This window comes from Streptomyces sp. NK15101 (assembly GCF_020400725.1).
Classification (GTDB): domain Bacteria; phylum Actinomycetota; class Actinomycetes; order Streptomycetales; family Streptomycetaceae; genus Streptomyces.
Genome location: NZ_JAINVG010000040.1, coordinates 54151 through 72644 on the forward strand (window position 1 = coordinate 54151; position 18494 = coordinate 72644).

Genomic DNA, 18494 nt, shown 5'->3' on the forward strand with positions numbered 1-18494 from the left:
GGCACCCCGCTCCGGCGCGCCAGGATCCCGTTACCCGGATGTCAGCCGGGACTGGCATGCTCGTACGCATGAACGACGACGCCTTCTGGGCTCTCATCGACGAGTCGATCCGCCGGACCGGTGACCGGGACGAGCGACTCGAGTGGCTGCGGGAAGAGCTGATACGGCGTCCGGTGGACGAGAGCGTGGCGTTCCAGGTGCGGCTGGAGCGGGCGACCGAGACGGCGGACACGCGCGAGCTGTGGACGGCGGCGAACCGCATCGAGGGCGGCGCCTGCACGGACGACGGCTTCCACTACTTCACGCTCTGGCTGGTGGGCCAGGGACGCAAGGTGTACGAGTCGGTCCTCGCCGACCCGGACGCGCTGGCCGACGTGCCCGGGGTGCGCGCGCTCGTGGGCCGGCACCACGACGACTGGGACGACGACGAGTGGCCCGAGTGGGAGGAGCTCGACTACGTCGCCCAGGACGCGTACGACGAGCTGACGGGCCAGGAGGACGACGACGGCGAGGAGTTCCTCGACGCCGTCGAGGAGGCGGAGGACGCCGCGGAGGCGGCGGGGGAGTGGGAAGAGGACGAGGAGCCTCGGGCGCCTCGGCCGGAGGGGTCGGCCATGCCCCGGCTCACCGCCCTCTTCCCGCCCGGTGCCTCCGGCTCCTAGGAGCCGGAGGAGTCGCGGCGGCGGCCCAGGAGCAGGCTGCCCGCCGCGAAGACGGCGAGGGCGCCCGCCCCCGCGAGGGCCGTCGGCAGCGGCGAGGAGGGGGCCTCGGCGGCGTCGGCGGAGAGGGCCGGGGGCCGCTCGTCGCCGCCGTGGCCCGCGTGGCTCACGGTGGACAGCCCGGCGCCGGCCGCGATCTTCGCCTCGGTCGGGGCCTGGGGCTGCGTCCGGGCCGTCGTCGCCGTCGTCGCGCCGCCGAAGGTGACGTCCGAGCAGCTGTAGAAGGCCTCGGGGCTGTCGTTGCGCTGCCAGATCTTGTAGACGACGTGGCGGCCGGTGCGGGCCGGCAGATTGCCGGTGAAGTTGTAGAAGCCGTCGGTCGCGGTGCGGGTCGTGTCGTGGACGGCGACGGGGGTCGGGTCCAGGTCCGACCACTTCAGGGGCTGGGTCGGGTCGAAGCCCGCCTTGGTGATGTAGACCGTCATCGTGCCCGAGTGCGGGGCCGTCACCCGGACCTTGAAGTCGAAGGAGCCGGCCGCGACGGCGGTCGAGGGCCAGTCGGTGCGCGCCCAGTCCAGGGCCCGGTACTTCTCGCGGTTGGCCGAGCAGAGCTTGCCGTCCGGGATGAGGGACCGGTGCTGCCCGGCGGCGTTGGCGATGTTGACCTCGTTCCAGTCGTAGAGCGGCTGGGTGCCGGAGTCTGCGACGAGGTCCTTGCACACCTGCGACCTGGGCGTCTCGGGGCCCTCGGCGTAGCACGCGGCCACCCGGCTCACGGGGTTGAAGACGGCGCCGTGGGCGCTCGCGGTGGCGGGGGTGAGGCTGACCAGGGCAGCGGCGGCGGACAGGGCTGCGACGCCGGTGACGGTGCGGCGGGAGGACGGCATGCGGGGGCTCTCTCTCGTGCGTGGGGGAGTACGGGGCGAGCAACGCGCTTGGGGCGCACGGAAGTTGGGTCCGGGCGACCGGCGGAGGAAGCCTCGCATTGGTCCATACCAATGAGCAAGGGGGTGGACGGAAAAAGCGGCCCCCCGGGGTGCCGCACACCCGGGAGGCCGCCGTCGGGCGGAGGGGGTCAGCCGTTCGCGAGCGCCTGGACCCGCGAGAGGTCGCCGTTGAACTTGTCGTGGTCGCCGACCGTCGGGCCGGAGGACGTGTACTGCCACATCGTGTAGTACGGCCAGCCGGCCGGGAGTTCGCCGACCTCGGAGGCGTACCGCGCGATCCACAGCGGGTTGGTGGAGGCGAAGGCCGCGGAGTTGCCGGTGCACTGCTTCCACCAGCTGGTGGCCGTGTAGATCACGGGATCGCGGCCCGTCCGGTACCGGTAGCGGTTCACGAAGTCCTGGATCCAGGCGACCATCCCGGACGCCGTCTTGCCGTAGCAGGTGGCGCCGTACGGGTTCCACTCGATGTCCAGCACACCCGGCAGGGTCTTGCCGTCCCTCGACCAGCCGCCGCCGTTGTTGACGAAGTAGTCGGCCTGGGTGGCGCCGGAGGTCGTGTCCGGGGTCGCGAAGTGGTACGAGCCGCGGATCATGCCCACGTTGTACGAGCCGTTGTACTGCTGCGCGAAGTAGGTGTTCTTGTAGTACGTGCCTTCCGTCGCCTTGACGTAGGCCCACTTCACGCCGCTGTTCCACAGGGTCGACCAGGCCACGTTGCCCTGGTGGCCGGAGACGTCGACGCCCTCCGTCTGGACCGCCAGGGTGGAGAAGCCGCCGCCGGGCCTGGAGCCCTGGCCGTCGTGCGCGATCACGCCCATGCCCATGTAGGCGGAGCCGCGCGGGGGGATCGCCTGCCGGGTGCCCGGGTCCTGGGCCGCGCTGGCGGTGCCGGAGAGTCCGAGGGGGAGGAGGAGGGCCAGGGCCGCGAGGGCGGCGCCTGCGAGGGTCGTTCCGGATCTGTGCACACGCATTGCGTGCCTCCGAAAGGCTCGGTGGGGAGCGGGGGCGGCAGGCCTCATGACACGTCCTGGAATGAACATGTCATTCAGGGCTGCCGGGAAAGACGCTACGCACGTAGACCCGTCCGGCGGAAGAGGGCCTGGTTACCGCCGTTGGTCTACGCCTGCGAAATACTGAAGGAGCTGCGGCGATGGACGCCCCGGCAGGAAACTTTCAGCGACCGGAAAGCGCGCGGGAGGTGCTGACGTGCACGGAAGCGGTACGGAAAACGAAGGCCGGGCCACCGCCGGAGGTGGTGTGGACCAGGAATTCCTCGCCCTCGAGCGGGAGCTGGCGGTCTTTCTGCGCCGCGCCCGCGCCCAGTCCGGCGAGATGGCCCGCGAGGTCCACCCCGAACTGGAGCCGGCCGCCTACGGCCTCTTCGTGCGCCTCGACGACGCCGGACCCCAGCGGGCCACCGAACTCGCCGGCTACTTCGGCGTCGGCAAGGCCACCATGAGCCGCCAGCTCCGCGCCCTGGAGGACCTCGGGCTCGTCGCCCGCGACCCCGACCCCGCCGACGGCCGCGCCTCGCTGGTCCGCCTCACCGAGGAGGGCCGCAGCCGCTTCCGCAGCGTCCGCGACGCCCGGCGTGAACGCTACGTCCGCAAACTCGCCGACTGGGACCGCGCCGAGGTCGCCGAACTGGCCCGCCTCCTGAACCACTTCAACGTCCGCTCGGAGGGCTGACGCGCGGGACCGCCGCCCGGCGGTCCCCCAGCTCCGCGTACACCGCGGTCGCGTCGTCGTGGAGCTTCCAGCGGCGCGGCCCGCCCGTCCGCGCGTCGGCCGCCTCCAGGGTCCGCACCCGGTGGAGCAGGCCGGCCGGACCCTCCTCGCGCAGCACGCCGAAGCAGTCCGTCCAGTCGCCCTCGCCGAACAGCTCCACCCAGCGGCTCGCCCCGTCCGTGAGCGCCGCAAGGGCCCGCACCTCCGCGCGCGGGGTCGTCCCGGCGACCGCCCGCGCCGCGACCGCCGGGTCCGCCGCCGCGGTGAAGAAGCCGCCCATGCGGTTCCGCAGCCGGTCCGTCGCCTCCAGGGAGCGCCGCACCTCGTCCGGGACCCGGTCGAGCCGGTCGTCGAGCACCGCCCGCACCGTCCCGTCGGGAGCCTCCAGGAGGAGGACGGAGTCCGAGAGGACGAGGTGCTCGACCCGGGTCTCGTCCCAGCGGGCGAGCACCACGGTCGCCTGAGGCGTTCGCACGTGAGAAAGGTCACAGGTGTCGCGATGGGCGTCCGCGGTGCGCCGGATCGCCAGCGACAGGATCTCGGACAGGGGCATGTCTCGGCGGGAACCGGACAGTTCGGTCAAAGCGCCGCCCAGGCGCGCGGTGAACCACGGGACCGTGTGCACACAACCGTCATCACCGGCGGGAGGTGTGACGCCGTCGAGCAGGACGACCGTCCCCCCGCCGTCCGAGGTGGTCGGAGCGGCGGCCACCCAGTCCTCATTTGGGCGTTCGGGGCTGCCGGGAAGGGAGGCGACTTCGCTGCGCATGGCATCCAGTCTGCCCGCCCCGCGCATTCTTCCCCGGTCTCCTTCACCGGACCTGCAAATGACCGGAAAAGGCCTGTACCAACCTCGCGGACGCGGCCCGAGAGGCGGAAGGAGCACCTCCGGGAAGCTGCGGGCGGGCATCCTGCCAAAGCCCGCCCGGAAGATCCAACCGGCGCCCCGCGCGAGCCCCCGGAATCCACCTCCGGAAGTTGTTCGCCAACTACTGAGTGTTGTTCACTCGTTCGGGTGGCGGAGCGGCCGATGCCCGTCCCCTTGCCAGAAGCGCTGGAATGGTCGGAAGCCGTACCAGGGGTGGGGGCGCTCCATGTGACCGGCCGTCACCTCTGCTTCATCGGCGGACGAATCAAGAATGCGAGCACCGGTGCAGAAGAAGCGGCCTCGGAGCAAGAACGGCACGCAGAGCCAGACCCCCGGTGAGCCGCAGGCCCCCGCCGGCCGGCCCAAGCGCGTCCGCAACCGGCTGGTCGCCGGCGTCGCCCTCGTCGGCGTCACCGTCCTCGCCGCCGGAGCCCCCGCGATCCTCGCCGCCTCCGCCGAGCTCACCGAGTCCCAGCGCCTCGTCACCCTCGCCGAACTCGACCGGCAGGCCGTCACCCTCGCGCACTCCCTCGCCGACGAGCGCGACGAGGTCGTGGCGTACATCGCCGCCGGCCGCGAGGCCCAGAGCGGCGACGCCAAGCACCGGCGGAAGGTCACCGACGCGCGCTCCACCCGCGTCGACCGCCAGATCGACGAGATCCGGGCCGCCGCCCCCGCCGAACTCCGCCGCGACCTCGCCGGCGTCCCCTCCGTCCGCCGCACCGCCCTCACCGGCAAGGGCACGGCCCTGGAGGCCCACAAGGCGTACTCCGACGTCATCGACAAGCTCCAGGCCCTCGCCGACGAGCTCGCCGACAAGACCCCGGCCCGCGCCTCCGACGCCGCGCTGACCGAGGCCACCCGCGCCCCCGCCGCCCTCGGCCGCGCCGTCGAACAGGCCTCCGCCACCCGCGGCCTGCTCCTCGCCGCGCTCACCGTGCCGCAGCCCGAACCCACCGGGGGCGTCCACTACGACACCCGGACCGGCACCTACGTCGCCGACGAGCCCGAGGGCGCCGCCGAGGCCGAACGGGCCCGCGACGGCCTCACCGCGGCCGCCCAGCAGGCCCGCGTCCGCGAGCTCGCCGCCCTCGGCGACTTCGACCAGGCCGCCGGCTCCACCGCCCGCGACTCCCTCGCGGCCACCGTCACCGGCCCCGACGTCAAGACCGCCGAGCTCGCCCTCGCCGGCCTCACCGACCAGCCCAAGCTGACCGAGGCCGAGCGCGGCACGGACCCGGTCGCCCTGGAGGCCGCCCTCTCCGCCCGCGTCGAGCAGATGCGCGGCGTCGAGTCAGCCCTCGCCACCCAGCGGGTCGAACGCCTCGCCGCGCTCCGCGACGACGACGTCACCGCCCTCGAACTGCGCATCGCCTTCCTCGGCGGCTGCCTCCTCGTCGCGGTCGGCATCTCCACCTACGTCGCCCGCACCCTCACCCGGCCGCTCGCCGTGCTCCGCCTCGGCGCCGCCCGGCTCGCCGCCGCCCCCGAGCCGCACGCCGAGGAAGCGGTCCGCTTCACCGGCCGCAACGACGAGTTCGCCCAGGTCGTCCGCTCCCTCAACGCCCTGCACGGCAAGCTCGCCGGGCTCGCCGCGCAGACCGAGCGGCTCACCGACGAGCGCGCCGACCTGGCCGCCGCCAAGGACGCCGTCGGCGCGGAACTCGCCGCCCAGCGCGCCGACCTCCAGGGTCGGGTCGCCCTCCTCACCGCCGACCTCGAACGGCTCCGGGGCACCGTCCACCACACCTTCGTCAACCTCTCGCTGCGCAGCCTCGGGCTCGTCGAGCGGCAGCTCGGCGTCATCGAGAAGCTGGAGGAGCGCGAGCAGGACCCGGACCGCCTCGCGACCCTCTTCAAGCTCGACCACATGGCGACCGTCATGCGCCGCCACAGCGAGAACCTCCTCGTCCTCGCCGGCCACGAGCACGTCCACGGCCACGCCGGGCCCGTCCCGCTCGTCGACGTGTTGCGCGCCGCCGTCAGCGAGATCGAGCGGTACGAGCGGGTCACCATCCAGTCGCTGCCGCCGCACGCCCAGGTCGCCGGCTTCGCCGCGGACGACCTGAGCCACCTGGTCGCGGAACTCCTGGAGAACGCCACCTCCTTCTCGCCGCCCGACGCCGAGGTCCAGCTCTCCGGCTGGCTCCTGGAGAGCGGAGAGGTGATGCTCTCCGTGCAGGACGCGGGCATCGGCATGACCGCCTCCCGGTCCGCCGAGCTCAACGCGCGCCTCGCCGAGGCCGACCCGGAGGCCTTCGACGGCGAGGGGCTCGGCATGCGGGTCGTCGCCCTGCTCGCCGCCCGCCACGGGGTGCGCGTCGAGCTGCGCGAGCAGAAGCAGGGCGGCACGGCGGCCGTCGTGGTCCTGCCGCTGTCCCTGCTGCCCACCACCCCGCCGACGGCCGTGTCGGAGCCCGTACGGGTCGCCGGCGCCACGCCCGTGATCCAGCTGCCCGGCTCGGTCGCGGAGGCCAACTCCAACACCCTGCCGTCCCGGCACCGTGACCCCCTGGTGGAGGCGGCGGAGGCCGCGTTCCTGGCGGCGGAGGCGGAGCAGCCGGGGGAACCGGAGCCGGAAGCGGCCTACGCCCCGGAGCCGGAGGCCGCGCCCGAGTCGGCGTACGCCCCGGAGCCCTCGGCGCCCGAGCCCGCGTACGCCCCCGAGCCGGAAGCGGCCCACGCCCCGGAGCGGTCGTACGCCCCGGAGCCCGAGCCGGAGGCCGCGCCCGAGGCGCCGTACGCCCCCGAGCCCCCGGCGCCCGAGGCCTCCTACGAGTCCGTCTCCGAGACCACGCTCCAGGTCCGGCTGCCCGACCCGCCGCCGGAACCGGACACCCACGAGCGCGCCGCCGACGGCGAGGAGGCGGCCCACGTCGAGGCGACCGCCGCCGACGGGGCGGTGCCCGGTCCGCGCCCCGCGCAGTGGGAGCGGGTCACCGACAAGGGGCTGCCCAAGCGGACCCCGCAGGTGGTCCGTCAGCCCTCCGCACCCGCCACGCCCCGCCAGGGCGGCGTGGACGCGGAGGCCCTGCGCCGCCGGCTCGGCGGCTTCCACCAGGGAGCCAAGGCCGGGCGCCGGGACGTGGAGGCGGAGCTGGGCGCGGCGCACATAGAAGCCACGAAGACCGCACGTACAGGGGAGAAGACGGGGGACACAGTCGAGGAGGCACGCAGTTGACCGCGACGGGAACGTTCGGACTGAGCACGGAAGCCCGCAACCTGCAATGGCTGCTGGGAAATCTGGTGGAGGAGGTCCCGGGTGTCCGCTCGGTGGCCGTCGTCTCCTCCGACGGCCTGATGCTGCTCTCGTCGGATCCGGCCACCCAGCAGGCGACGACGGTCGCCGCGGGTGCCGGCCGTCCTGACGGGCCGCGCGGCTCCAGCGCCGATCTGGCCACCATCGTCTCCGGCATCGGCAGCCTCACCGTCGGGGCGGCCCGGCTGATGGACGGCGGTGGGGTCAAGCAGACGATGGTGGCGATGGAGGAGGGCAGCGTCTTCGTCATGTCGATCAGCGACGGCTCGCTGCTCGGCGTGCACGCCACCCCCGACTGCGACATGAGCGTCGTGGCGTACCACATGGCGCTCTTCGTGGGCCGCGCCGGTCACGTACTCACCCCCGAAGTCCGCAGCGAGCTGCGCAAATCGATGGAGAGCACCCAGTGACGGCCATGTCCTCGGCTCATCACGCCTTCAAGCTGCCGGTACGGGGCGAGGGGCGGCGCCCCGCGCGCGTGCGCCCGTACTCGCTGACCGGCGGCCGGACCCGCTTCGGCCACATCCTGCTCGTCGAGACCTTCGTGGCCGCGCTCGAAGCGCCCGCCGCCCGCAAGGTCCTGACGGACGGCGGGCCCGCCGCCCGCGGCCTGATGCCGGAGATGCGGGCCATCGTCGAGATCTGCCGCCGGATGCGGACGGTCGCGGAGATCTCGGCGCTTCTGAAGATGCCGTTGGGGGTCGTCCGGGTGCTGCTCAGCGACCTGGCCGACCAGGGAAAGATCCGTGTGTACGGGACCGGTCACGGCACCGGCCAGCCCGACCGCGCGCTCCTCGAAAGGGTGCTGAGTGGACTCCGTCGTCTCTGACGCCACCGCCGTCTCCGAAAAGCCGGCGGTCGCCGGCATCCCCGCCCAGCCGGGGCCCGAGGATCCCGTGCTCGACGCCGAAGAGGGCGCGCAGGACTGGCAGCTCGACCACTCCCGCGCCCCGATCGCGACGAAGATCGTCGTCGCGGGCGGCTTCGGCGTCGGCAAGACCACCTTCGTCCGCGCCGTCTCGGAGATCACCCCGCTCCAGACCGAGGCGCTGATGACGCGGGCGAGCGAGGACACCGACGACCTCACCGCCACCCCGGACAAGCTCACCACCACGGTGGCGATGGACTTCGGCCGGATCACCCTCGACAACGACCTGGTGCTGTACGTCTTCGGCACGCCGGGGCAGCAGCGCTTCTGGTTCATGTGGGACGACCTGGTGCGCGGGGCGATCGGGGCGATCGTGCTCGCGGACACCCGCCGGCTCACCGACTGCTTCCCGGCGCTCGACTACTTCGAGAGCTGCGGGCTGCCGTACATCGTGGCCGTCAACCACTTCGAGGGCACGGAGCTGTTCGAGGCGGACGACGTGCGGGAGGCTCTGACGGTGCCCGCGCACGTGCCCGTGGTGATCATGGACGCGCGCAAGCGGTACAGCGTCGTCGAGACCCTGCTCGCGATGGTCGCGCACGCCCTCGACGCCACGCCCGAATAGCCCGTCCCCGAACAGTTCGTCCCGTCACGCCAGGAGCCCCGCCCATGCGGAAGATACTCATAGTCGGCGCCGGCCAGTCCGGCCTGCAGCTCGCCCTCGGACTCCAGTCGCAGGGGTACGAGGTCACCCTCATGTCGAACCGGACCGCGGACGAGATCCGGACCGGCCGGGTCATGTCCACGCAGTGCATGTTCGACACCGCCCTCCAGCACGAGCGGGACCTCGGCCTCAACTTCTGGGAGTCCCAGGCCCCGAAGATCGAGGGCCTCGGCGTCTCCGTCGCCGGCCCCGAGTCCGCCCGCGTCATCGACTGGGTCGGCAGGCTCGACGGCTACGCCCAGTCCGTGGACCAGCGCGTGAAGATGGCCGGCTGGATGGACACCTTCGCCCAGCGCGGCGGCCAGCTGGTGATCCACGGCGCGGCCGTCGGCGACCTGGACTACTTCTCCCGCAGCTACGACCTGGTGCTCGTCGCGGCCGGGAAGGGCGAGCTGGTCTCCATGTTCGGCCGGGACGCGTCCCGTTCGCCGTACAGCGAGCCGCAGCGCGCCCTGGCCGTCGCGTACGTCCACGGCCTCGGCCCGCGCCCCGAGCACCCGGACTTCGACGCGGTCCGCTGCAACATCGTCCCGGGCGTCGGCGAGCTCTTCGTCATGCCGACCCTCACCACCGGCGGCCGCGCCGACATCCTCTTCTGGGAGGGCGTCCCCGGCGGCCCGCTCGACGTCTTCCAGGGCGTCAAGGACCCCTCCGAGCACCTGGCGCTGACGCTGGAGCTGATGGAGAAGTTCACCCCCTGGGAGTACGCGCGTGCGACGAAGGTCGAGCTGACCGACGCGGGCGGCACCCTCGCCGGCCGGTACGCGCCGACCGTCCGCAACCCCATCGGCCGGCTCCCCGGCGGCGGCCTGGTCCTCGGCGTCGCCGACGTCGTCGTCGCCAACGACCCGATCACCGGCCAGGGCTCCAACTCGGCGTCCAAGTGCGCCGCCGCGTACCTCGCCGCCATCGTCGAGCAGGGCGACAGGCCCTTCGACGAGGAGTGGATGCAGGGCGCCTTCGACCGCTACTGGAAGACGGCCCAGCCCGTCACCAAGTGGACGAACGCGATGCTGGCGCCCCCGCCGGAGCACGTCCTGAACCTGCTCGGCGCGGCCGGGCAGCTGCAGCCCGTCGCCGACCGCTTCGCCAACGGCTTCAACGACCCGGCGGACTTCGAGAACTTCTTCTTCGACCCGGAGAAGGCGTCCGCCTACCTGACCGAGGTCGCGGGAGCCTGATCGAGGCTTCCGGTCGACGGCCGGTGCCCGCGTGATGCGGGGCCGGCCGTCGAAATCCGGTCGATGTGGCTGCTTCCTGTGCTTGATGATGGGCGCATGCCCCTGTCACAGACCCTCGCCCGCGTGGACGCCGACCTGGCCGCCGGCCGCGTGCCGGTGGCGCGCCAGCGCCTGCGCGGACTCGTCTCCTCCTTCCCGTGCGACCCGACCCTCCGCCGCCGGCTGGCCGAGGTGTACCGGCTGTACGGGGACGCGGCGGAGGCGGGGCGGTGGTCGTACCTCGAGGAGGACCGGCGCCCGGACGAGACCGCCGCCTTCGAGGAGCGGTACGGGTCTCCCGCGCGGCGCATGAAGGCCCTCGCGTGGCACGGGCCCGAGGCGCGGGCCGCCACCGCGTTCGCCGAGCGGCAGCTGGCGGCCGTGCGGACGGCCCGTGCCGAGGAGCTGGGGCGGCCGGTCGACTGGGACGACCCCGCCTCCTACGACGAGGACGCGGACGAGGAGTACGCGCCGGAGGCCGGCGGGTGGTCGCTCGGCGGTGTCCTGGCGGGTGCCGGCTGCCTGGTGGGCACGGTCGCCTTCGGGTACGTCTGGGTGCTCGGGGTCGTCTCCCTCTTCAGCGACTGACGGCCCGCCTCCGCGCGCCGGACGGCGAGCGGGGTCAGGAGGCCGGTCAGGGCGAAGAGGGCGCCCACGGCGAACCAGCCGGGGCGGCCCCAGCCGATGCAGAGCGCGATGAGCAGTCCGGGCCCGAGGGCCTCGGAGAGACCGGCGCCCAGGCCGAAGACGCCCAGGTACTGACCGGTGGCGTGGGGCGGTGCGAGGGCGTACGAGACCTCGAAGCCGCCCGCCGCGTGCCAGAGTTCGCCGACCGTGTGGACCACCACGGCGGTCAGCAGCAGGGCGACCGCCACCCCGACGGGCGTCCCGGCGGAGAGCGCGACGAGGGCGCAGGAGACGAGGAAGGCCGCTCCCGCGCGCCGGTAGGCGCGGCCGCCGGCCCGGGGCGAGTCGACACCGCGGCTCGCCCGCACCTGGAGGCCGACGACGAGGACGGTGTTGGCGAGCATGGTGCCGGAGACCAGCCAGTGCGGGGCGGTGGTGGATCCCACCAGCCAGAGCGGGATCGCGACGGTGAGCACCTTGAACTGGACCGCCATGACGCCGTCGAGCGCGGTGAGCGCCAGGTACGGCCGGTCCCGCAGCGCGATCCACCGGGGTCCGCGGGCGGTGGGCGCGGGGGCGAGGGGCGGCAGCAGCGACAGGACGGCGGCGGAGGCCGCGAACGCGAAGGCGTTCCCGGCGACCAGGACCTGGTAGGCGCCGAGGGTGCCGGCCTGGACCGCCCATCCCGCGAGGAGCGCGCCGAAGGAGATGCCGACGTTGGTCACGGCCCGCAGGTAGGCGCGGAACTCCTGCGGTCGTTCCCCTCCGTGGTGCCGGACGAGCGGCGCCCGGGCGGCGAGGCCGGCCGCCTTCGCGCCGGTGGCCGCGGAGACGGCGAGGACGAACGGCCAGAAGCTGTCGGCGAGCACGAAGGCCGCCGTGGCGAGTGCCTGCACCGCCAGCGTGGTCACGAGGACCCCGCGCGCCCCGCGCCGGTCCGCGAGGTGACCGACGGCGATTCCCACGGCCAGCGAGAGGAGCCCGGCGATACCGAGCCCGAGCCCCACGGTGGCGGCCGGGAGCCGCACGGCCTGGGTGAAGTACAGCACTCCGGCGGTCAGGAAGAGGCCGCTGCCGACGGCGTTGACGAAGTTCGAGGCGGTGAGGGCGCGTTGGGGCCGGGTGTCCGGCAGCGGTCCGGGCATGACGGGGCTCCGTGTCCGGTAGGGGCGATCGGCCATCGGTAAGGACCCGTCAAGCTTGTTGCTTATTACTCGCAAGAGCAAGGGGTATGCACCGGGTGGGAGTTCAGCTCCGGTCGTAGCCCTCGTCCCCGCCGTCCCTCGCGCCCTCGGGAAGCTCGGGCGGGGCGTACGTCTTCAGGGGCGTCCCCCCCGGGTCGGGCCGCACGGCCCCGAGCACCGGGTTCGCCGCGAGCGGGGAGACCTTCACCTTCCCGCCGGGGCGCGGGGCCTGCACCACCAGGCCCTCGCCCAGGTAGAGGGCCACGTGGGTCGCGCCCGGGAAGTAGACCACCAGGTCGCCGGGGCGGAGCTCGGCCAGCGGCACCCGGGGCAGGGTCTCCCACTGCTCCTGGCTGGTCCTCGGCAGCTCCCGGCCGGCCGCCGCCCACGCCCGCTGCGTCAGCCCCGAGCAGTCGTACGCCTCCGGGCCCTCCGCCCCCCACTCGTACGGCTTGCCGATCTGCTCCACCGCGAAGCGCAGCGCCTCCGCGCCCGCCCGGGACGGGGTGCGCGGGCCGTCCAGGACCCCGGAGTCGAGCAGTTCGCGCTGCGCGCCGGCGGTCTGGACCCGTTCCAGCTCGGTGAGCCGGGTCAACTGCTCCGGCGACAGGGCGGCGAGCAGCTTCTCCACCTCCAGGAGCTTGGCCCGCACCTCGTCGCGTCGGGTGCGCTGCGCGGCGGCGAGCCCCTGCTGCCGGTCCAGGGCCTTGCGGGAGGCGCTCGCGAGGCTGCCGGCCTGCCGCTCGGCCCTGGTGAGCCGGGAGACGGCGGTGGCCCGGTCGCGGGCGGCGCGGGCCATCAGGTGTCCCTCGTCCAGGGCCGACCGGGGGTCCGCGGCGAAGAGCAGCCGCAGGTACGAGGGGAACGAGGAGAGCTCGGACCTGCCCTGGTACTGGTCCCGGGCGATCCGTCCCGCCGCGGCACGGCCCTGTGCCAGTGCCGTCCGCGCGGCGGTGAGCCGGGCGGTGACCTTCTTCGTGTCGGCGGCCTGGCGCTTCAGCGCCTCCTCCGCGGCGTTGTACCGCTCGGTCGCCGCCTCGGCCTGCTGGTACAGCGTCCGCAGCCGGGTGAGCAGCCCGCCGACGGAGCTTCCGCCGGGAGCGGGAAGCGCGGCGGCGTCGTCCTCGACGGGGGGAGGGGGCGTGGGGGAGGCGGACGGGGGAGCCGGGGCGGCGGTGTCGGTCGGATCCGTGCCGGGATCCGCGTCCGTATCGGGATCCGCGTCCGTGCCGGGATCCGCGTCCGCACCCGGGTCCGTCCCCGCCGGGTCCGGTGCGGCGGGGTCGACCGGCCCGACCGGTTCCGCCGCCGGGTCCGCCCAGGCGATCGGGGCCTCCCTCGGAGGGTCCGCGGGCGGGTCCGGGGCGGCGCCCGCCGCCGGGAGCATCCCCGTGAGCGCCGTCGCCGCGGCGAGCGCCCCCGTGCAGACCGTGCGCAGCAGCCTTCGCGACACGTCACCACCTCCAGAGGGATGATGACAAGTCACTTCATGCGATTACCGTACGAATCGGGGCGTGCCCCTCCGCGTCACCCGTTCGGCTTCGGCGCCGGCTTCGACCACGGCCACTTCAGCTCGCGCCGCTCCCGCCCCTCGGGGACGTACACGTAGACCCAGCCGCGCTGGAGCCCGAGCCGCTTCGTGTAGCCCGCGGGCTCGCGCCGGTAGGCGTACAAAATCGGCGGATGCCCGTCGTGCGCCGGGACGGGGACCTCGTACCACTTCGGGGGATGGCCGGTCGGGCCGAGCAGGATCGGCAGGACCCGGCCGTCGAGGGGGCCGCCGCGGAAGGGGGTGTTCTCGCTTCTCACCCCCACAGTCTCTCCCGGCCCCGCCTCACAGCAGGTGCGCCGCCTCGCCCACCACCGGGATCACCCGCCGGGCCAGCTCCGCCACCGGCCCCTCGGGGGACTCCTGGGCGAGGAGCCGCTTCACGACCCCCGCCGTCTCCTCGTCGCTCGCCGCGGTCGCCGCGAGCAGGGCGAGGAGATGGTCGACGAGCCAGTCCCGCAGCTCCGGCGCCGACGGCCGCTTCCCCCCGTCGAGCCAGATGAGCGAGGCCGCCTCGACGGCGGCGATCCACGTCCGGACGAGCATCCCGAGCCGGAGGCCGGGCCGCTCCGCCCCGAGGTGGACGAGGATCTGCTCGGCGGCGGCCCGCCGCACCTCGTCCACGATCGCGGAGGTCCGGGAGGTCTCGGCGACGCTGCCGCCGCGGAGCAGCGCGCTGAACCCGGCGTCGTGCCCGTCGACGAAGGCCAGGTAGCGGTCGAGCACCCGGCCGAGCCGCTCCGTCGGCGGCCCGGTCGGCGGCTCGGTGAAGCAGCGGTTCAGGGCGTCGGCCGAGGAGCGCAGGGCCGCCTCGTACAGCTGCTGCTTGCCGCCGGGGAAGTAGCGGTAGACGAGGGGCCGCGAGACGCCGGCCGCCTCGGCGACGTCGTCGAGCGAGACGTCCTCGGGCGCCCGGTGGGCGAAGAGCCCCTGGGCGGTGTCGAGGAGCTGCCCGCGTCGCTCCTCGACGCTGAGCCTGCGGTACGCGGGGGTGGCGGCGCTCGTCATGGACCGCAGCGTAACCGCGGGGCGGGTCCCCGGGTGGCGGGCCCCGGGCCTTCCGGGACCGGGGTCCCGTACGGGCGGTGAGACCTCCGCGCCGGGCGCGCAGGCCTCCGATCCGGCGTGCGCGACTTGTTGACGATCCGTCTACCAACGTGTGAGCCTGCTGCAAACGGACGGAAGGAGTCGTCAGTGTCGACGCACGACCTCTACGTGAACGCCCCCGCCGGACCCGTCTGGGAGGTTCCCGCCGCCGGCGCCGCCCGCTTCTCCTGGGACTACGACGACGGCCGCGAACGCCTCCTCGCCCTCTATCAGAAGGGCAAGGACAAGCAGTGGGACGGCGCCACCCGGATCGACTGGGGCATCGAGGTCGACCCGTACGACCCGCTCGGCACCCCCGACGAGGTCCTGACCCTCCACGGCACCCGCCACTGGGCGAAGATGACCGAGAAGGACAAGGGCGACCTGCGCCGGCACTACTCCTCCTGGCAGTTCAGCCAGTTCCTCCACGGCGAGCAGGGCGCCATGATCTGCGCCGCCAGGATCGTCGAGTCCGTCCCCGACCTGGACGCCAAGTTCTATTCGGCCACCCAGACCATGGACGAGGCCCGGCACGCCGAGATCTACGGCCGCTTCCTCCACGAGAAGATCGGGATGCTGTACCCGATCAACGACGACCTCAAGGGCCTCCTCGACGACACCCTGCGCGACTCCCGCTGGGACATGCCCTACCTCGGCATGCAGGTCCTCATCGAGGGCCTCGCCCTCGCCGCCTTCGGCATGATCCGCGACACCACCGACAAGCCGCTGCCGAAGCAGATCCTCGCGTACGTGATGCAGGACGAGGCCCGGCACGTCGCCTTCGGACGGATGGCCCTGCGCGACCACTACAAGCAGCTCACCGACGCCGAACTCCGCGAGCGCGAGGAGTTCGTCATCGAGGGCTGCCACCTCATGCGCGACCGGCTGCGCGGGGTCGAGGTCCTGGAGAACTTCGGCATCCCGAAGAAGGAGGCGGAGGAGCTCAGCGAGCAGAGCGAGTTCCTGCACCTCTTCCGCAAGCTCCTCTTCAGCCGGATCGTCCCCTGCGTCAAGGACATCGGCCTGTGGGGCGCACGCCTCCAGAAGGCCTACCTGGACATGGGCGTCTTCGACCTCGGCGACTCCAACCTCGACCTGCTGATGAGCCAGGACGAGGAGATCGCCGAGGCGCTGGACCGCGAACGGTTCGCGGCGGAGGAGGCCGAGCGGGTCGCCGAGGTGGAGGCCGCGATCGAGGAGGGGGCGGCGGAGGTGTCACAGGGGTGACGTAGCGTGCCCGTCATGACCATGCCGCCGCCTCCGTCGAGTCCGCCGCCCCACCACCCGTACGGCGGACCCGTACCGCCCCCGCAGCAGCCCGGCGCGTTCGGGGCGCCGCAGCAGCCCGGTCCCTCCGGACCCCCGCAGGGCCACCCTCCGCAGTACCCGGGGCCGGGCGCGGGGGCCTGGGGGCAGCCGCCCATGGGGCCGCCGCCGAAGAAGAAGCTGTCGACCGGAGCGGTCGTCGCCCTCGTCCTCGGCTCCCTGGTCGTGGTCGGCGGTCTCGGCTACGGGGTCAGGGCCGGGCTCGACGGCGTCACCGGCTCCTTCCCCGAGGCGACGCACCGGCTCGTCGTCCCCCAGAGCCTCCTCGCCGGCCGGTACACCCTCGCCTCCGACCTCTCCGACACCCAGGGCAAGGAGATCGAGGACACCCCCGACTTCACCGTCAAGGACGCCCGCGCGGCGGTCGGGCAGTACAGCGGCAAGGACGGGGCCACCCTCGTCCTCTCCGGAATGTACGGACGCATCAAGAACGGCGGGGCCACCCGTGCGTCCATCCTCCGGGGTGCCGCCACGGAGAAGGGCTCCACGCTCGCCGTCCGGCCCAGGGACTTCACCCCCGCCGGGTACGGCGTGACCGTCAGCTGCCAGGTCACCACGTCGAAGGACGGCCTCGGCACGACCACGCTCCCCATGTGCGCCTGGGGCGACGACAACACCGCGGCCGCCGTGGCCCTCGTCACCCCCGGGACGGTCGCCGCCGACCCGGGGGACATCGACCTGGCCGAACTCGCCGAGACCACGGTCAGGGTCCGCGCCGAGATCCGCAAGCCGATCGGCTGACCCCGGGCAGGGGGTGGGAAGCGCGGGGGACGGGCCTACGGATTCCGCGCCTCCGCCTCCAGCCTCAGCGCCTCCTCCATCACCGCCTTCGCGACCGGCGCCGCGCTGCCGCCCCCGCTGATGTCCGTGCGGGAGGCCTCCGCGTCCTCGACGACGACCGCCACCGCCACCGCCGGCTGGGCCGCGTCGTCCGCCTGCGCCCAGGCGATGAACCAGGCGTACGGCGTACCCGTGTTGCCGAAGCCGTGCTGGGCGGTGCCCGTCTTGCCGCCGACCCGGGCCCCGGGGATCGCCGCGTTCGTCCCCGTCCCCTCTTTCACGGCCCGCACCATCAGCCGCTGGAGCTGCATCGCCGTGGCGGGGCTCATCGCCTGCCGGTGGCTGCGGCGGGTCGTGCGGTTCACGGTCGTGCCGCCGGAGGTCGTCGTGCGGTCGACGAGGTACGGATGGGCGATCTCCCCGTTGTTGGCGACGGCCGCCGCCACCATCGCCATCTGGAGCGGGGTCGCCGTCGTGTCGAACTGCCCGATCGACGACAGCGCCAGCTGGTCCGGGCTCATCTCCCGGTCGAAGTTGGACTTCGCCACCCAGGACGGCACCCGCAGCCCCGTGTCGTTGAAGCCGAACCGCTCCACCGCCTCGACCATCCCCGGCAGGCCCACCTCCACCCCGAGTCCGGCCATCACCGTGTTGCACGACCACTGGATCGCGTACGCGAGCGAGGCGTCGCCGCAGCCCTTCGCCTCGTTCGGCAGCACCTGCCGGGTGCCGGGCAGCACGAACGGGTCAGGGGTCTCCGTCGGCGCCTCCACGTCCCGCACCACCCCCGCGTCCAGGGCCGCCGCGGCCGTCACGATCTTGAAGGTGGAGCCCGGCGGGTACGTCTGCCGCAGCGCCCGGTTCAGCATCGGCTGGCTCGGCGAGGCGTTCAGCCGCCGCCAGGCGTCCTTGACGGCCCGCCCGGTTCCGGAGAGGACCCCCGGGTCGTACGAGGGCGAGCTGACGAGCGCGAGGATCCGGCCGCTGGACGGCTCGATCGCCACGACCGCGCCCCGCTTCCCGTCGAGCCCCCGGAAGGCGGCCTCCTGCATCGGCGCGCGGATCGTCGTCACCACGTCGCCGCCGGGCCGCCGGCCGCGGGTGAGGTCGTCCCAGAGGGGCAGCGGCGCCAGCATCGGGTCGGTGCCCGCGAGGATCTCGTCCTCGGCGTGCTCGACGAGCGTCGTGCCGTACGTCTGGGAGGCGTAGCCGGTCAGCGGCGCGTACAACGGCCCCTGCTCGTACGTCCGTTCCCAGCGCAGCTGCTGCCCGCTGTCCCGGGAGCCGGTCACCGGCTTCCCGTCGACGACGATCTCGCCGCGCGGCCGGGCGTACCGGTCGATCGCGATCCGCCGGTTGGCCGGGTCGTCGTCGAGGGACTCGGCCTCGAAGACCATGACGCGGGCGGCGTTGACGAGCAGCGCCGCCAGGAGGACGAGACAGAGCGCCGCCGCGCGCCGGATGTACCGGACCATCGGGCCTCCCCGGCTGCCGGAGTCCTTCACCGCGCGACCTCCCCGACCTTGGCGAGCTCCCCGGTGTCGGCCGCTTCCGGCCGGGGCGCGCGGGCCGAGTCGCTGACCCGGATGAGGAGCGCGACGATCACCCAGTTGGTGACGACCGAGGAACCGCCCTGGGCCAGGAACGGCATCGCCATGCCGGTCAGCGG

Annotated in this window: 17 protein-coding genes and 2 pseudogenes; 10 read left to right on the plus strand and 9 right to left on the minus strand. The window is 73.6% G+C overall.

Annotation, left to right across the window (positions count from 1 at the left end; genetic code table 11):
* The first annotated feature begins 68 nt into the window (after positions 1 to 68).
* On the plus strand, positions 69 to 662 hold the full coding sequence (locus K7G60_RS21850) for a DUF4240 domain-containing protein (RefSeq protein ID WP_225802621.1): 594 nt from the start codon (positions 69 to 71) through the stop codon (positions 660 to 662).
* On the opposite strand, the gene K7G60_RS21855 is transcribed toward K7G60_RS21850, so the two are convergent.
* Both K7G60_RS21855 and K7G60_RS21860 read right to left on the minus strand, forming a co-directional pair.
* Positions 659 to 1546 carry a lytic polysaccharide monooxygenase gene (locus K7G60_RS21855; protein ID WP_225802622.1) on the minus strand — a complete coding sequence of 296 codons (888 nt, stop codon included), beginning with the start codon at positions 1544 to 1546 and terminating at the stop codon, positions 659 to 661. The genes K7G60_RS21850 and K7G60_RS21855 overlap by 4 nt on opposite strands.
* 188 nt (positions 1547 to 1734) lie before the next feature.
* Positions 1735 to 2577 carry a lysozyme gene (locus K7G60_RS21860; protein WP_225802623.1) on the minus strand — a complete coding sequence of 281 codons (843 nt, stop codon included), beginning with the start codon at positions 2575 to 2577 and terminating at the stop codon, positions 1735 to 1737.
* Between the two features lie 235 nt (positions 2578 to 2812).
* On the opposite strand from K7G60_RS21860, the gene K7G60_RS21865 reads away from it, so the two are divergent.
* Positions 2813 to 3295: a MarR family winged helix-turn-helix transcriptional regulator gene (locus K7G60_RS21865; protein WP_225802624.1), complete on the plus strand. Its 483-nt coding sequence runs from the start codon at positions 2813 to 2815 to the stop codon at positions 3293 to 3295.
* On the opposite strand, the gene K7G60_RS21870 is transcribed toward K7G60_RS21865, so the two are convergent.
* Positions 3273 to 4103 carry a protein phosphatase 2C domain-containing protein gene (locus tag K7G60_RS21870; protein ID WP_225802625.1) on the minus strand — a complete coding sequence of 277 codons (831 nt, stop codon included), beginning with the start codon at positions 4101 to 4103 and terminating at the stop codon, positions 3273 to 3275. The two genes, K7G60_RS21865 and K7G60_RS21870, sit on opposite strands and share 23 nt — an antisense overlap.
* Before the next feature lie 370 nt (positions 4104 to 4473).
* On the opposite strand from K7G60_RS21870, the gene K7G60_RS21875 reads away from it, so the two are divergent.
* From K7G60_RS21875 to K7G60_RS21900, 6 genes are all read left to right on the plus strand, one after another.
* Positions 4474 to 7383 carry a nitrate- and nitrite sensing domain-containing protein gene (locus K7G60_RS21875; protein WP_225802626.1) on the plus strand — a complete coding sequence of 970 codons (2910 nt, stop codon included), beginning with the start codon at positions 4474 to 4476 and terminating at the stop codon, positions 7381 to 7383.
* Positions 7380 to 7871 carry a roadblock/LC7 domain-containing protein gene (locus K7G60_RS21880; RefSeq protein WP_225802627.1) on the plus strand — a complete coding sequence of 164 codons (492 nt, stop codon included), beginning with the start codon at positions 7380 to 7382 and terminating at the stop codon, positions 7869 to 7871. The genes K7G60_RS21875 and K7G60_RS21880 overlap by 4 nt, the downstream gene beginning before the upstream one ends.
* A gap of 5 nt (positions 7872 to 7876) precedes the next feature.
* Entirely contained in the window at positions 7877 to 8290 is a 414-nt protein-coding gene (locus K7G60_RS21885) for a DUF742 domain-containing protein (RefSeq protein WP_041134250.1), read from the plus strand.
* A complete protein-coding gene (locus K7G60_RS21890) occupies positions 8271 to 8954 on the plus strand; it encodes an ATP/GTP-binding protein (RefSeq protein WP_225802628.1) in 684 nt (227 codons plus the stop codon). Before K7G60_RS21885 ends, K7G60_RS21890 begins: the two co-directional genes overlap by 20 nt.
* A 44-nt stretch (positions 8955 to 8998) precedes the next feature.
* Positions 8999 to 10234, plus strand: a complete 1236-nt coding sequence (locus K7G60_RS21895; protein ID WP_225802629.1) for a styrene monooxygenase/indole monooxygenase family protein — start codon at positions 8999 to 9001, stop codon at positions 10232 to 10234.
* A gap of 96 nt (positions 10235 to 10330) precedes the next feature.
* Positions 10331 to 10861 (plus strand): DUF6584 family protein, encoded by a 531-nt coding sequence (locus K7G60_RS21900; protein WP_225802630.1) that lies wholly within the window; start codon positions 10331 to 10333, stop codon positions 10859 to 10861.
* A 272-nt stretch (positions 10862 to 11133) separates the two neighbouring features.
* Here K7G60_RS21900 and K7G60_RS21905 read toward each other — a convergent pair.
* The 4 genes and pseudogenes from K7G60_RS21905 to K7G60_RS21920 all read right to left on the minus strand — a co-directional run.
* A pseudogene (locus tag K7G60_RS21905) lies at positions 11134 to 12081 on the minus strand (MFS transporter); the annotation flags it as partial.
* Positions 12082 to 12148: 67 nt separating this feature from the next.
* Positions 12149 to 13537, minus strand: coding sequence for a C40 family peptidase (locus tag K7G60_RS21910; protein WP_225802631.1), 1389 nt, complete (start codon positions 13535 to 13537; stop codon positions 12149 to 12151).
* Positions 13538 to 13611: 74 nt separating this feature from the next.
* Positions 13612 to 13893, minus strand: a complete 282-nt coding sequence (locus tag K7G60_RS21915; RefSeq protein ID WP_225802632.1) for a hypothetical protein — start codon at positions 13891 to 13893, stop codon at positions 13612 to 13614.
* 25 nt (positions 13894 to 13918) lie between these two features.
* Positions 13919 to 14641 carry a TetR/AcrR family transcriptional regulator gene (locus K7G60_RS21920; protein WP_225802633.1) on the minus strand — a complete coding sequence of 241 codons (723 nt, stop codon included), beginning with the start codon at positions 14639 to 14641 and terminating at the stop codon, positions 13919 to 13921.
* Positions 14642 to 14827: 186 nt separating this feature from the next.
* Between K7G60_RS21920 and K7G60_RS21925 the strand changes: the two genes are divergently transcribed.
* Both K7G60_RS21925 and K7G60_RS21930 read left to right on the plus strand, forming a co-directional pair.
* Positions 14828 to 15946 (plus strand): ferritin-like domain-containing protein, encoded by a 1119-nt coding sequence (locus K7G60_RS21925; RefSeq protein WP_225802634.1) that lies wholly within the window; start codon positions 14828 to 14830, stop codon positions 15944 to 15946.
* A gap of 15 nt (positions 15947 to 15961) precedes the next feature.
* Positions 15962 to 16786, plus strand: coding sequence for a hypothetical protein (locus K7G60_RS21930; protein ID WP_225802635.1), 825 nt, complete (start codon positions 15962 to 15964; stop codon positions 16784 to 16786).
* 35 nt (positions 16787 to 16821) lie between these two features.
* Here the strand turns inward: K7G60_RS21930 and K7G60_RS21935 are convergent, their stop codons facing one another.
* Complete coding sequence (locus tag K7G60_RS21935; RefSeq protein WP_225802636.1) at positions 16822 to 18300, minus strand: penicillin-binding transpeptidase domain-containing protein; 1479 nt, start codon at positions 18298 to 18300, stop codon at positions 16822 to 16824.
* A 26-nt stretch (positions 18301 to 18326) separates the two neighbouring features.
* A pseudogene (locus tag K7G60_RS21940) lies at positions 18327 to 18494 on the minus strand (FtsW/RodA/SpoVE family cell cycle protein); the annotation flags it as partial.

Bases quoted from the DNA above. Each gene is read 5' to 3' on its own strand.
- K7G60_RS21885 (WP_041134250.1), top strand. From the start codon at position 7,877: ATGTCCTCGGCTCATCACGCCTTCAAGCTGCCGGTACGGGGCGAGGGG.
- K7G60_RS21850 (WP_225802621.1), top strand. From the start codon at position 69: ATGAACGACGACGCCTTCTGGGCTCTCATCGACGAGTCGATCCGCCGG.
- K7G60_RS21860 (WP_225802623.1), bottom strand. From the start codon at position 2,577: ATGCGTGTGCACAGATCCGGAACGACCCTCGCAGGCGCCGCCCTCGCG.
- K7G60_RS21895 (WP_225802629.1), top strand. From the start codon at position 8,999: ATGCGGAAGATACTCATAGTCGGCGCCGGCCAGTCCGGCCTGCAGCTC.
- K7G60_RS21870 (WP_225802625.1), bottom strand. From the start codon at position 4,103: ATGCGCAGCGAAGTCGCCTCCCTTCCCGGCAGCCCCGAACGCCCAAAT.
- K7G60_RS21855 (WP_225802622.1), bottom strand. From the start codon at position 1,546: ATGCCGTCCTCCCGCCGCACCGTCACCGGCGTCGCAGCCCTGTCCGCC.
- K7G60_RS21900 (WP_225802630.1), top strand. From the start codon at position 10,331: ATGCCCCTGTCACAGACCCTCGCCCGCGTGGACGCCGACCTGGCCGCC.
- K7G60_RS21920 (WP_225802633.1), bottom strand. From the start codon at position 14,641: ATGACGAGCGCCGCCACCCCCGCGTACCGCAGGCTCAGCGTCGAGGAG.
- K7G60_RS21930 (WP_225802635.1), top strand. From the start codon at position 15,962: ATGACCATGCCGCCGCCTCCGTCGAGTCCGCCGCCCCACCACCCGTAC.
- K7G60_RS21875 (WP_225802626.1), top strand. From the start codon at position 4,474: ATGCGAGCACCGGTGCAGAAGAAGCGGCCTCGGAGCAAGAACGGCACG.
- K7G60_RS21935 (WP_225802636.1), bottom strand. From the start codon at position 18,300: ATGGTCCGGTACATCCGGCGCGCGGCGGCGCTCTGTCTCGTCCTCCTG.